General features: G+C 34.7%; 16 protein-coding genes and 1 pseudogene. 14 read left to right on the top strand and 3 right to left on the bottom strand.

The annotated features are described in order from the left end of the window. Window positions 1-13: 13 nt before the first annotated feature. The 6 genes from hfq to glnA all read left to right on the top strand — a co-directional run bounded on the left by hfq (window position 14) and on the right by glnA (window position 5864). Complete coding sequence (gene hfq / locus AC3G7N_RS15575; protein WP_489423083.1) at window positions 14-238, top strand: RNA chaperone Hfq; 225 nt, start codon at window positions 14-16, stop codon at window positions 236-238. A 120-nt stretch (window positions 239-358) separates the two neighbouring features. Continuing rightward, window positions 359-1279 (top strand): stage V sporulation protein K, encoded by a 921-nt coding sequence (gene spoVK / locus AC3G7N_RS15570; RefSeq protein WP_489423112.1) that lies wholly within the window; start codon window positions 359-361, stop codon window positions 1277-1279. A 136-nt stretch (window positions 1280-1415) separates the two neighbouring features. After that, window positions 1416-2678 (top strand): GTPase HflX, encoded by a 1263-nt coding sequence (gene hflX, locus AC3G7N_RS15565; RefSeq protein ID WP_489423082.1) that lies wholly within the window; start codon window positions 1416-1418, stop codon window positions 2676-2678. A 7-nt stretch (window positions 2679-2685) separates the two neighbouring features. After that, window positions 2686-3915, top strand: coding sequence for a methionine gamma-lyase family protein (locus tag AC3G7N_RS15560; protein ID WP_489423081.1), 1230 nt, complete (start codon window positions 2686-2688; stop codon window positions 3913-3915). A 191-nt stretch (window positions 3916-4106) separates the two neighbouring features. Then, window positions 4107-4493, top strand: a complete 387-nt coding sequence (locus AC3G7N_RS15555; protein WP_489423080.1) for a MerR family transcriptional regulator — start codon at window positions 4107-4109, stop codon at window positions 4491-4493. Between the two features lie 33 nt (window positions 4494-4526). Continuing rightward, a complete protein-coding gene (gene glnA, locus AC3G7N_RS15550; RefSeq protein ID WP_489423079.1) occupies window positions 4527-5864 on the top strand; it encodes a type I glutamate--ammonia ligase in 1338 nt (445 codons plus the stop codon). 101 nt (window positions 5865-5965) lie between these two features. Here glnA and AC3G7N_RS15545 read toward each other — a convergent pair. From AC3G7N_RS15545 to AC3G7N_RS15535, 3 genes and pseudogenes are all read right to left on the bottom strand, one after another. After that, a pseudogene (locus AC3G7N_RS15545) lies at window positions 5966-7105 on the bottom strand (site-specific integrase). 63 nt (window positions 7106-7168) lie between these two features. After that, complete coding sequence (locus tag AC3G7N_RS15540) at window positions 7169-8245, bottom strand: ImmA/IrrE family metallo-endopeptidase (protein WP_489423078.1); 1077 nt, start codon at window positions 8243-8245, stop codon at window positions 7169-7171. Beyond that, the gene (locus AC3G7N_RS15535; RefSeq protein ID WP_489423077.1) at window positions 8235-8609 is read right to left on the bottom strand and encodes a helix-turn-helix domain-containing protein; all 375 of its coding nucleotides are present in this window, start codon (window positions 8607-8609) and stop codon (window positions 8235-8237) included. Before AC3G7N_RS15535 ends, AC3G7N_RS15540 begins: the two co-directional genes overlap by 11 nt. Before the next feature lie 151 nt (window positions 8610-8760). Between AC3G7N_RS15535 and AC3G7N_RS15530 the strand changes: the two genes are divergently transcribed. From AC3G7N_RS15530 to AC3G7N_RS15495, 8 genes are all read left to right on the top strand, one after another. Continuing rightward, entirely contained in the window at window positions 8761-9030 is a 270-nt protein-coding gene (locus tag AC3G7N_RS15530) for a helix-turn-helix transcriptional regulator (protein ID WP_489423076.1), read from the top strand. A gap of 214 nt (window positions 9031-9244) precedes the next feature. Next, a complete protein-coding gene (locus tag AC3G7N_RS15525) occupies window positions 9245-9508 on the top strand; it encodes a helix-turn-helix domain-containing protein (protein WP_489423075.1) in 264 nt (87 codons plus the stop codon). A 12-nt stretch (window positions 9509-9520) separates the two neighbouring features. Next, the gene (locus AC3G7N_RS15520; protein ID WP_489423074.1) at window positions 9521-10378 is read left to right on the top strand and encodes a phage replisome organizer N-terminal domain-containing protein; all 858 of its coding nucleotides are present in this window, start codon (window positions 9521-9523) and stop codon (window positions 10376-10378) included. Further along, on the top strand, window positions 10371-11228 hold the full coding sequence (locus tag AC3G7N_RS15515; protein WP_489423073.1) for an ATP-binding protein: 858 nt from the start codon (window positions 10371-10373) through the stop codon (window positions 11226-11228). The genes AC3G7N_RS15520 and AC3G7N_RS15515 overlap by 8 nt, the downstream gene beginning before the upstream one ends. Before the next feature lie 31 nt (window positions 11229-11259). Further along, the gene (locus AC3G7N_RS15510; protein ID WP_489423072.1) at window positions 11260-11418 is read left to right on the top strand and encodes a hypothetical protein; all 159 of its coding nucleotides are present in this window, start codon (window positions 11260-11262) and stop codon (window positions 11416-11418) included. A gap of 612 nt (window positions 11419-12030) precedes the next feature. Then, window positions 12031-12510 (top strand): ArpU family phage packaging/lysis transcriptional regulator, encoded by a 480-nt coding sequence (locus AC3G7N_RS15505; protein WP_489423071.1) that lies wholly within the window; start codon window positions 12031-12033, stop codon window positions 12508-12510. Between the two features lie 2 nt (window positions 12511-12512). Next, the gene (locus AC3G7N_RS15500) at window positions 12513-12731 is read left to right on the top strand and encodes a hypothetical protein (protein WP_489423070.1); all 219 of its coding nucleotides are present in this window, start codon (window positions 12513-12515) and stop codon (window positions 12729-12731) included. Window positions 12732-13481: 750 nt separating this feature from the next. Continuing rightward, window positions 13482-13667: a hypothetical protein gene (locus tag AC3G7N_RS15495; protein WP_489423069.1), complete on the top strand. Its 186-nt coding sequence runs from the start codon at window positions 13482-13484 to the stop codon at window positions 13665-13667. Window positions 13668-13692 lie beyond the last annotated feature (25 nt).

Genomic DNA, 13692 nt, shown 5'->3' with positions numbered 1-13692 from the left:
AGGAGGAAATACAATGGCGCAATCAGTAAACATTCAGGAGCAATATTTAAATCAATTAAGGAAAGATCACATTTCAGTTACAGTATTCCTGATAAATGGCTTTCAATTAAGAGGAGTTGTTAAAGCTTTTGATAATTTTACTGTCTTATTAGAGGCGGATGGTAAACAACAACTTATTTTTAAACATGCGATTTCAACCTTTGCACCAGTTAAAAATATAACTCTAGAAAAAGAATAGATAACGAAACCGGATACTTATAAATAGTTGAGTTTCCGGTTTTTTATTAGGCGTTTGTCACAACTTTTTCATTTGGTGCGTATACTAAATTGACTAAGGGGTGATGATTTGGAATCGCAAATGATGCAAAATAAAAATGGGCAAATTAATATTGTTTTATATGATAAGAATGGCGTGAGAGTAGAGTCAGACCAGCGTCTATCGTATAACGAGAGTAGTCCATTTTATCGTATTGACCAAGAGTTCTCATCATTCGTAGGAATGGACTATTTAAAACAATCTATAAAAGAAATATATGCAATGATTACTATTAATGAAAAGCGAAAACAAGTAGGTCTTAATTCATCTAATCAGGTACTGCATATGTTATTTAAAGGTAATCCGGGTACTGGAAAAACAACAATTGCCAGGAAATTAGCGTCTGCTTATTATGATATGAATATACTTTCAAAAGGACATTTCATTGAAGCAGAACGAGCAGATTTAGTTGGCGAGTACATTGGCCAAACCGCACAAAAAACACGTGCAATCATACAGAAAGCCGCTGGCGGTATATTATTTATTGATGAAGCATATTCCCTTGCACGTGGAGGGGAAAAGGACTTTGGTAAAGAAGCAATTGACACTTTAGTAAAACATATGGAAGATGACCATGATGATTTTGTGTTAATTTTGGCAGGCTATCCATATGAAATGGAACGATTTTTATTATTAAATCCAGGTTTAAAGTCCAGATTTCCTTTCATTCTTGATTTTGAAGATTATGCAGTTGACCAATTAGTACAAATTGCAAAAAAGATGTTGCGTGAGAGAGAATATCAATTAACAAATGAGGCAGAGTGGAAGCTTAAGGAACAGATTATTATGGAAAAAAATCATTCTCCTAGCAATTTTTCGAATGCACGTTTCGTCCGAAATGTTATCGAACAATCAATTCGCAAGCAGGCAATGCGTATATTAAATCAGAGCAAAATTTCTACTGATACATTGATAACCCTTACAAAACAAGATTTGGTCTTTGATAAATTGCCAAGTTATTAGGTAAGCTAATTGAGTAAACCTTATCATACAAATTGTGATAAGGTTTTCACTTTGCTATGATAGGTTTAGGAAAAAGTAAAAGCGGTAGCGCTCGTTTATTACGGGATAGGTATAAGCAATAGTTGTTGGAATAGACATGGCTGAAGAAAGAGGTCTGATAAAAATGCAGGAACAAGTATTGATAATAGCAGTTAAGCACCCAGAACAAACAGATGAGCATTTTGAATCTTCCTTACAAGAACTATCATCGTTATGTAACACTGCAGGCGGTACGGTTAAAAAAGTTGTTACACAAAAAAGAAATCGGATTCACCCTGCAAATTACATTGGTAAGGGTAAAATAGATGAGATAAGTGATTTTATTGAGGAATTGGAAATTGACATTGTTATTTCAAATGATGAATTGTCTGCTGGCCAATCACGAAATTTATCCGAGCAATTTGGTGTGCGTCTGATCGATCGGAGTCAGCTAATACTTGATATTTTTGCAATGCGCGCAAAAACAAAAGAAGGTAAACTCCAAGTAGAGCTTGCACAACTGGAATATTTATTACCTAGACTCCATGGACAAGGAACCGAATTATCACGCTTAGGAGCAGGAATTGGGACAAGAGGTCCAGGGGAAACTAAATTGGAAACAGATCAGCGACATATAAGACGGAGAATATATGATATTCAACGTCGTTTCAAGGTGGTAGTAAGCCAACGCGAGCAATACCGGAAGCGTAGAAAAACAAATCAAGCTTTTCAACTTGCGATTGTGGGATACACAAATGCTGGAAAATCAACGTTATTTAACCGGATCACAAAAGAACAATCACTTGAAGAAGATCAGTTATTTGCAACACTTGATCCGTTAACTAGACATTTTCAATTCCCGTCTGGATTTCAAGCATTGGTGACAGATACAGTTGGGTTTCTGCAAGATCTCCCTACATCATTGATTGCTGCATTCAGGTCAACATTGGAAGAAGTTACGGAGGCAGATTTTATTTTACATGTAGTAGATGGCTCTCATCCGGACAAAGAACAACACCAAGAAACTGTCCGTAAGCTACTCCAAGATTTAGGCGCTACTTCGATACCTACGCTAACGGTATATAATAAAAAAGATAAAATAAACGAAGAGTTTATCCCTAACAACCATCCATATATTGTGATAAGTGCATTTGATAAAGAAGACATTACCAAATTGTTTACAAAAATTGAATCACTATTAGAATCAGAATGGGATTGGTATTCGACAGCACTTGATCCTGATGAAGGAAAGATGATAAACAGATTAGAACATGAAACCATAATAAAAGGAAGAGAATTTGATGCTGAATTGGATCAATATAAAATAAATGGCTTCATCAAACAAAACCATCCAATCCAAAACATACTAAAGGAGCAATAAGTGATTCATGATAGAAAAAATAGCAAAAAAGGCTGAATTAGATTGTAAAGAACAGCACGAAAAAGTAGCATCGATTGTAGAATATAATCAAAAACGTGTACTGGATGCATTTAAACGTAATCGTGTTAGCGATAGTCATTTTAATGCAACAACTGGTTATGGATATGATGATTATGGAAGAGAGATAATCGAAAAGGTTTATGCAGACATATTCGGTGGGGAGGACGCTCTTGTTCGCCCGCAACTCGTTTCAGGTACACATGCTATTTCAACAACATTATTTGGATTATTACGCCCATCTGATGAGCTTATGTATATTACGGGGAGACCTTATGACACATTAGAAGGTGTTATTGGAACACCTGAAAACGACAATGGATCGTTATTAAATTACCAAATCTCCTACAAACAAATTGACTTGATGGCAAATGGACAAATTGATTTTGACCAAATAAAAAGTTCTATATCAAAACAAACAAAAGTTATTGGTATACAACGGTCTAAGGGTTATGCGGACAGGCCATCCTTTACTATCAAAGAAATTGAAGAGATGGTCCAGTTCGTAAAGAACATTGATAAATCAATTGTTATATTTGTTGATAATTGTTACGGGGAGTTTGTTGAAGAAATAGAACCACTCCAAGTTGGGGCGGATATTATTGCAGGATCGTTAATTAAAAATCCCGGTGGTGGTATTGTACGAGCAGGTGGATATATTGTTGGAAATAAAGATCTTGTAGAGAAATGCGCCCATCGTTTAACTGCTCCTGGGCTTGGTAAAGAAACAGGTGCCACATTAAATATGCTACAAGAGATGTTTCAAGGTTTATTTATAGCTCCACACGTTGTAGGTGAAGCACTTAAGGGTGCTATCTTTACAGCTAGAATACTTCAACTTGCAGGGTTTTCATCCAATCCTCATTATGAAGCTGATCGTACTGACCTTATACAATCTGTAACATTTCAGACTGCAGAGCAAATGATCGCTTTTTGTCAAACCATTCAACAAAATTCACCTGTGAATTCGTTTGTTACCCCATATCCCAGCGCAATGCCTGGATATGATAGTAAGGTAATCATGGCAGCTGGAACATTTATTCAAGGTGCCAGTCTAGAATTAACAGCTGATGGACCGATTCGAGAACCTTATACAGCTTTCGTTCAAGGCGGTCTGACCTATGAACACGTAAAAATAGCATTAAAGGAATCTTTAAAATCCCTTTTAGTTGAGGAATAAATTTTCATTTTAGTTTGACCGTCAGAAATCTTTTTTATGAAGTTTGACTTTATGTAAATAGGGTAAAAGATAAATGGTTACATGGTAATTTTTTTCCATACAATTTTTAATGTAAGAAAACCTTACATTATGTTGACAAAATACCTTACATATTATAAAATATGAATAATAACAAAGTAGGAGGGTGTCCAATGAATGATCAGGATCGCCGTTCGATGCCCTTATTTGCAATTGGGATAGTTATGAAATTAACAGAATTAACAGCCAGACAAATTAGGAATTATGAGGATAATGACCTGATTCAACCAGCAAGAACAACAGGAAACCAACGATTATTTTCATTTAATGATGTTGATCGCCTACTAGAAATAAAGAACCTTCTAGATAAAGGTGTAAATTTGGCTGGAGTAAAATTATTGTTGGATCCAACTAACAATAATAAAAATTTCATAGAAGAAAAGCCAAAAGAAATTACAGATCGTGAATTACGGCACATGTTAAAACATGAATTGTATGAAGCAGGACGATTTGGTAAATCGAGTTTACGACAAGGCGAGTTATCAAGATTTTTTCATTAAAATACATGCTGTTTAATCCAAGGAGGATGAATGATGAGTTCAGAAATGACGAAAAAAAATATTTATAAAAAAATCGAGGAGGAAAATGTACGATTTATAAGATTGCAATTCACGGATATGCTGGGAACAATTAAGAATGTTGAAATCCCATTAAGTCAGTTGGAAAAAGCATTAGATAACAAAATGATGTTCGATGGTTCTTCTATCGAAGGATTTGTTCGCATTGAAGAATCTGATATGTACCTATATCCTGACATGGATACTTTTGTTGTCTATCCATGGACATCCGACAAAGGAAAAGTAGCAAGATTTATTTGTGATATTTATAATCCTGATGGAACACCTTTTGAAGGTTGCCCAAGGTACAATTTAAAACGTAATCTTAAAAAGATGGAAAAGCTAGGTTTTACTGCTTTTAACATCGGTACTGAGCCTGAATTCTTCTTATTTAAACTAGACGAAAAAGGTGATCCATCTTTAGAATTAAATGATAGAGGCGGTTACTTCGATCTTGCACCTACAGATTTAGGTGAAAATTGTCGTCGTGATATCGTACTTGAATTAGAAGAAATGGGATTTGAAATCGAAGCATCACACCATGAGGTTGCTCCAGGACAGCATGAAATAGACTTTAAATATTCTGATGCGGTTAAGCATGCTGATGATATTCAAACATTTAAATTGGTAGTTAAAACTATCGCCAGAAAACACAATTTACACGCAACCTTTATGCCAAAACCATTATTTGGTGTGAACGGATCTGGAATGCACGTAAACATGTCCTTATTTAAAGACAATAAAAATATGTTTTTTGATGAGAAAGGTGATATGCAACTTAGTGAATTAACTAAGCAGTTTACTGCAGGAATCATTAAGCATGCTACAAATTTTACAGCTGTTACAAACCCGACGGTAAATTCTTATAAACGTTTAGTTCCAGGATATGAAGCTCCTTGTTATGTAGCTTGGTCAGGACTGAACCGTAGTCCGCTAATACGTATTCCTTCTTCAAGAGGGTTAAGTACTCGAATTGAAGCTAGGAGTGTGGATCCTGCTGCAAACCCTTATATGGCCATGGCAGTCCTTCTTGCATCTGGATTAGATGGTATTGAAAACAATCTTACACCACCTAACCCTGTTGATCGTAATATCTATGCTATGGATAAAACTGAGCGTATAAAAAATGGAATAAAAGATCTTCCAGCAACATTAATGGATGCACTAGAAGAACTTGAGAAAGATGAAGTCATTAAAGAAGCGCTAGGAGATCACTTATATGAACACTTTGTAGAGGCAAAAGAAATTGAATGGGACATGTTTAGAACAACTGTTCACCCTTGGGAGAGAGAACAGTATCTAACTAGCTATTAACGTTGATTTAAAAGGGTTTATATCGTGGGTGATATATAAAATAAGTATTGAAATGTAACGAACGCCCACGAAATGCCCACGAAAAATTTAAAAAAATAATTTCACTTTAAAATATCGTCCATGTAGGATTCGAACTGGGCGGTATTTTTTTGTTCCATTTTCTTTGATACGTGAGAGTATACATCTGCAGTAATTTGATAACTTCCATGCCCTAAACGTTCTTGTACATATTTCATATCTGCACCAGATTCTAATAACAACACAGCATGTGTGTGGCGTAGAGAGTGAATCGGTAATGATTTAATACCTGATCGTTTTAATATCCGTTCAAATGCATTAAAAAGACTTGATTTAGGCATAAAGTTTCCATCTTTTCTGCATAATACAAGATTCAAATTATGATGATATAAATCATTAATGTCTGTTTTATTTTGATTTTGCCAATTAGCATGAAAGCGTAATTCATCTGAAAGAGATTTACTCATTGAAATTACTCGCTTAGAATTGTAGTTTTTGGTTTCACCAAATAATTCAGTTTCATTACTTGCCTGGAAGTCAAGGCTCTTACTAATGTTAATTTTCATGTCATTCAAATTTATATCAGTCCACTGTAAAGCACCAGCTTCACCTTTTCGCATACCAGTTTCTATTAATAATTTAAAAAACATCCAATAAATATAACCGTAATCATAGGCGAATGTCAGAAATTGGTTTACATCTGATGATTCAATGAATTTTAAATCCTCTTTTTTCTCCATGCCTTTAAAGACAGCATTTTTGCATGGATTGGTTATTACCTGCTTATTAATAACAGCCCGATTCATAGCACCATTTAAAGCATTATGAACTTTTTTGATTGTATTTTAAGCTAATCCTTTATCGTGTAAATAATTCAGGAACTTTTGGTATAATTCTGGCGTTAGCTCTTGTATTTCTATGTTTTTAAAATAGGGCTTGATGTGATTTTCTATACTATTTTGTAGGGTTTTATAAGTGTTCCTCCTTACAATATCTTCTTTATATTCTTGCATCCAGAAATCTAGGAAGTAATGAAGGGAAATATTCGACACGTAGAATCCTTCTAACAGATTCTTTTCAACCTTTTGTGCTTCAAATCTAGCTTCTGGTTTTGTTCTGAATCCACGTTTAGACTTTTCTTTATACTTTTTTGTAATGGGGTCTTTTATTTTAACCCTATACTCCCATTTTTTATCTTTACGTTGACGAAAGGATAATCCCATTAATACTCCTCCTTTTTTAAAAAAAGTTATTGAGCTACAAATGTATCTAAGTTTAACTCGATATTAATTTTCATTATTTGAAACAAAAACGGGATCAGGTGATGATTCGTTTTCCCAATCTTGTAACAACCCCTCTAGATAAAAGGTAGAGAAGGATCCACATTTTGTGCAATACCGAGACTTTTCATCTAAAAATTCACCACACCCAAGTTCGATTTCATGCCATTTTATTGATTGTTTGAATAAGTGTTTCGTGGTAATGTCAAAGCCTGTACATTTATTGATAAGATATGCGCTACATATTTTGCAATAATTCGCATCTTCATCTATGTCTTTATGTTTGCAATTTGGACAATGCTTTACTTGATTACTTGTTATATCCGTTCTTATAGTATTAAATAATGTTTTATTACTTCTGCTAGGATTGATATTTATAACTAGATTATCACTACCACAATTTGGACAAAAGTGAGGTTTCGAAGCTGAAAAGATGTGATTACATTTATTGCAACATTTGATATTCTTAACAATGTTAATAAAATCAGAAAACAGTTCTAATATTGGGTCGTCCGGTGTATATGCTATACCAAATTCCTTCATCCCTTTAATTAGGAAATTTTGTATGTTTTTAGATGCGTGATCCGATAACCCACATAATTCAGAAATGGATTCCTGGTTAATTACATTTAACTCCCTTAGAACAGGTGGAGGTGCCAAAAGTTCTCTAGCAAAACAATTTGCTTCACTTTCAACAACATAATTTTGTTCTAGTGTCAAACTACTCTCTTCCAAAAGAGAGCAATTAGTTTCTTTATGGTGATTTAAAATATAATGACCTAGTTCATGAGCTAACGTCCAATTTATCCTGCCTTTAATAGCAACATTTTCATTATAAGATATAAAGTATTTGTTTCTGCTTCCAGAATATTGTATCACCCCATCTTTTGAAGCATTTATATCAATTATTTCTTTTTCGGTAAGATTAAACATTTTTGACATTTCATTATAGGTTATAAGTTTGATGTTTTTATAAGATTTTAAAATTGAGCCAACATTGACTGGGATTTGGTCTACATTGTGTTCTTGCAATACCTTTTGAGCCATGTTTTTGGCGTTTTTATAATCTGGTTTAGTCCTCATTATCAAACAACTCCTCAAATGTTGCTTCAAGGATTTTAACTGCTCTTTTCCTTTGCTCGGGTGTCATTTTGCGTCCATATCTGTTAAGCGTTTTGTAGTCTTCATCGTCCTCTTGTATTACATCAGTTTCAATAATATTATAATTAGGTTTATCAGTTATTCCTAATAGATAATCACTCGATACATTATAGAAATCAGCTAGTCTTTTTATAATATCTAAATCGGGTTCGACATGATTATTTTCATAATGCGAATATCTTGCCCTTGAAACTTTTATTGCATTTGCTACCTCCTCTTGTTTTTTCTCGTGTTTCGCTCTTTGTAATTTCAATCTTTTTCCAAAAACTCCATTTTTCTTTTCCATCAATAACACCTCTATTCACTTCTATTATAACCAATATCAGATAAAAAAGTTATCAATGATAAATTTCTTTTCCGAAAACAATTGACGATAAGTATTTTATCTAATATACTATCTTTAATGATAAAAAAGTTATCAATAAGAGGTGAATATAATGGAACGTAAATTACTTTTGCAACTCAGAGATCAACACAATTTTACTCAGCAACAGCTTGCCATAGAGCTTGGTATATCAACGGTTTATGTGCGAAAACTAGAGAAGGGTGTTGTTAACCCGGGAAGGGAAACAATGATTAAATATGAACATTATTTTAATAAGGATATGAGGAATTTATTCCCGGATGTTTTTTTAAACACGATTGATAAAAAACTTATCAATGACCTTACGAGAGTATTTCATGAGTCAATAAACAAAGATATTTAACGGACATCAGTTAAGAGTGATTCACGAAGACGAAACAATTTTATGTAAATGATGTTAGTAAAATCTTATAACTAACTCCGAGAATTGTAAAACAAAGGTTGAAAGATTGATGTATATATATTAGGAAGGTTTGTTTGACCCAGTAATTAATCACTGGGAAGGGGCAGGTCAAGCTATCTGGGAAGATCTTTAAAGAGTATATGGAGGTGTGCTTATGATTCAAGTACAAGTTGATGAAAATAAGATCAAGCAAATGTATCTAGATGCAATTGAAAACCGAATAGAGGAACTTGATAAGGAACTAGTGTATTGGGATTCCAACGAATTAAAAAGACGTACCTGCATGAGTTGGAACACGATACAAAACAACTTTTTCTTTAATGAGGATTTCCCGAAAATTAAAGTCGGTGGAAAATGGTATTTTCCAGCAGAAGAAGCAAAACTATTTCTGGAAGAATGGTTGGAGAATAGGAAGTAAGGAGGGCTAGATTTGAGCGAAATAAAATGGATAAAATTAAATACAGCCATGTTTGAAGATGAAAAAATAAAGTTGATTGAACATGTGCCTGAAGCTGATACGATTCTAATCATTTGGATAAAATTACTATCACAGGCAGGTAAAACTAATGCAAGTGGATATATTTATTTAAACGAAAACATTCCATATACAGATGAAATGTTAGCCACCATTTTCGATAGACCAATTAATACCGTTCGGCTCGCTTTAAAAACACTAAATAATTTTGGGATGATAGAAATTGATCGAAACTCCTTCATTCAAATTACAAACTGGGAAAAACATCAAAATATTGAAGGTATGGAGAGAGTAAGAAACCAAAATAGGTTGAGGAAGCAAAAACAAAGAGCTCGTCAACAAGCAAAACAAATACAACAAAACAGCAAATTGGTGACGTCACGTGACAGTCACGCAATAGAAGAAGAAGTAGAAGAAGATAAAGAAGTAGATAAAGATATTATAACTACTACTACTGACAAAGCCATTTCCTTCTACGAACAAAATTTTGGTATAGCTAGTCCATACGAACAGGAATCCATTCTGAAATGGATAGATGATTCTGGAGAAAAATTAGTAATTGAGGCTATGAAGCGTTCTATTAAGCGTAGTAAGAAATCTTGGGGCTATACAGAGAAGATACTAAAATCATGGTACAACAAAAACATCACCAATCTAGACCAAGCAAATGCAGAGGAAATAGCGTTTCATAATCATAAAGAATCGATTAGTAATAAAAGAACAACTTCACAAAAAAAGAATAGATCTAGTAAACAAGAGGAAGACTTTAGTATTTTTATTCGAGGGTATAACAAGGAGGATACGGATGTATAAGCAAATAGATAAAGTGCTAGAACGTGCTGGAATGTCTCCAAATGGTAGTAAACCAGAGCCTATTACATGCAAGTACTGTGGTAAGGATAAACCGCAAATACCAATAGAACATCCAATCAAAAAAGAAAAGCGTTGGGTAACTTGTGCATGTCCATGTGAAATTGTACATGATGAACAATTTAAGCGAGAACAAGCAAACAGAGCAAAACAGATACGAATAAATCAGGTTCTAAGATTAAGTAGTTCGATGACTCAGATAAGAAATATGACATTTACTAACTTTATTTCAAGAAAAGGTACGAAAGAAGCAAAACAAGAAATCGAACATGCTGTTAATCACTTTAAGGAGAGAGGGAAATTAGGTGTTTTTCTTATAGGTGAAACTGGTAATGGTAAAAGTCACCTAACCGCATCAGGAGGAAATGAGTTACTTGATCAAGGGCATACTGTTATCTTTATTACGGAAAAAGACTTGTTTAGTAGATTACTAGCAACGAAAAACTTTAAAAATACAGAGTCCTTTGAGGAAATCATGGGGGCATGTCTTAAGGCGGATTTATTAATATGGGATGATTTCATGAGCAGTCAACGTTTATCAGGCGAAGAAAAGGATTGGATGTTTCAAATCATTAATGGGCGAGAACGTGCAGGAAAACCTATATGGGCAACATCAAATATAACTCCAGAAGAGTTTCAAGCTGATGAAGTTGCTTACAAATTGGATGACAAAGGACGCACGTGGTGGCGAATTATAGGCAACATGAATGTGGTAGTGAATCGAGCTTCTAATTACCGTAAAAATCAAGCCATTGAACGAATGAAAACAGATAGAAAGTTTATAGAAAGGTGATGGTAATATGTGGAAGGGAATGAGGAGCGTAATGCTATTTGATCCAAAGGATAGTCAGATGGAAACCAATCAAAAGTTGAAAGAGTGGATGAAGCATAAAAGTTCAGTTGGTGATAAAGCTGTACCCACTGTTGAACAAACAAGAGAGTACTTAAAAAAGCAGAAAAACATAAATAAGCGATACGCCTAATATCACAATCTGTTTTACCTGCCAATCAAAAGGGTCTTTAGTATAGCATATTTAAACTAAATAAGGAAAGCACCATTTTAAGTCGAGGATTTGATTAGTATCGTGTTATTTCATCTATTTACACAAAGTCACTATCTTGTAGTTTATTTTAATGATTTGAACTATTGAAGGAGGGTGTAAAGGTGACTAATAGATCTGATGGAAATAATTAAGTGAAAATACAATTCAACAAGAAAAACCCTGTTATGTTCCAGAAACGAATATGAATCTCACTAAAACTCAACATGGATTGTATGAAATTGTATCCTCATCGTTTCATAAGTGTATTTCCGGTAAGGAAATATGAGCGAGCTTTTGAATGACGAAAGTAATTATAACAGTGGGAAAGAGTAAGACACAAACCATGCAAGACCATATAAAAGTGAAAGAAATTACTATGATATGAATTTAGGAAGGCCATCAGATCTAGTCAAAAACGGAGACTTATATAGATCTTTCCCATTCAACTATTACATGGTATTACGTTCCACAAATATCAATCAGTTAATGATGGATTGGTTTAATCTATATTTTTAATTACTATGCTTTCATTACTGTTAAGGAGTTGATTTGATGCAGTTTGCTTCTCATATGGAAAACATCTTCTCACAAGAAGAAATAGAGGAAATATTAAAGGATGAGGAACAATTTTATATTGAATATGCGGAAAAAAATTGGCTAGACCGCTATTTTAAGGTCAAGGCAGTAGCAAAAAGAACCCAAGTACCGTGTATTGTTTCACAAGTTTCCGACATGCCGCACGGTTCTGGTGATTTTAAGAAAAGTAAAACAGAGTCATTTGCGTTAAAACAAATTCAGGCTTCGGAGTGGATAAATATCCTAAATCAAGCTGTCAATACGTTGGGCACATGTGAACAGCAACTCATACAATTAAAATACCTGCAAAAACGTAACGATGGAAAGAGGTTTAGTGATGAGGTGATTTATCCGCAATTGTTTATAGGGAAGAGAAAATACATTGCTATTAAGAAGGAAGCATTAGAGATGTTAGGCAGACATTTATATGGAATCTTCTCAGAAAGGAGAGAATAGTAATGCTTCAGGCAATAAAAAATACGTTGTTTATATGTATCCTAATTGTACTATTTATTGCTTTTTCAACATTTTGCGGCATTGTATTCCTGGCAACGTTCGGGTGGTTTATGACTACACCGTTTTACTTAGACTTGGTTGGCTCTCCAGAATTTTGGCTCGTTGTACTTGGGATACCATTACTTATATTACTTCTGGCTTTCTGTACAAACATTGCTTGATTTGTATCTTATATAATTTTTTTGTTCCGCAATAGGGCCACGCTCGACAAGTTCTGCTATAAGCGCTTTGAAGCGTGAAATGCAGGGGGTTATGTAGCGTATAATCCTAACTTTACAACCGAGGATGGGAATGTCGGAACCAAGTTTCCTGAAATCATCCCGTCAATACTCCTGCATGCGTCGTAACTGACAGGTTACGGGGTTTGAAGTACAGGTAGATTCGGCAGAACGAAGGCTATAGCCACTCCTTCGGAGAAGGTAAGCCGACGGATATGCCGCACGGCTGAAAAACTGGATATGGTGAGAATGGTTTCAGAGAAACGAAACTGACGAATAACCGAATATACAGGTCTAAAGTTTGAACATAGGGAAACTTATGTCCCATCCAACGATGGGGTGAGTGGTGTGAAGTAAAAATTGGCCCTATGAAACACGCTATACTGGACTAAGGCGGTATCCAGCTCACAGGCTTCCAGGGGAACACCTAAGTTCAGTATCGATAGCTAGGTTGTAAGGGACTTGGAAAACAAGGAACGTTGAACCAAGGACTGTCATCCAAAACGTTTGCTATAAGGCTTATGCCAAAGAGCATTTATCCTTGCGAGGGTAGGGGTATGACTGATGAATCTCTTGTAATGAGAGTGGAGGAACAATCCCAAGTCTAGCGAAGAGAAAGATTATTTTCCAAACGTGTATTGCACCGATCGGGTAGGAACGTGGGAACATCACTCCAAAAGGAGGGATGCCACAGTGCAAGCTTTACGATATTGGGATTACTATGAAATGACCGAGACTTTCACAGATTTGTTCGACAAAAGCTTGAAGCATCAATCCTTTTCTCATCTTTATGATGTCATTACATCTAGAGAAAATATTTTGCTTGCCTATCGTACTATCAAATCAAATAAAGAGGCTGGGACAAAACCCAGTAAATAAAAAAGCGTGGCTATCACCGTGTAGG

The organism is Virgibacillus carmonensis (genome assembly GCF_057836705.1).
The sequence above is the reverse complement of the archived record's forward strand: the minus strand, read 5'-3'. Positions and strand labels throughout refer to the sequence as shown.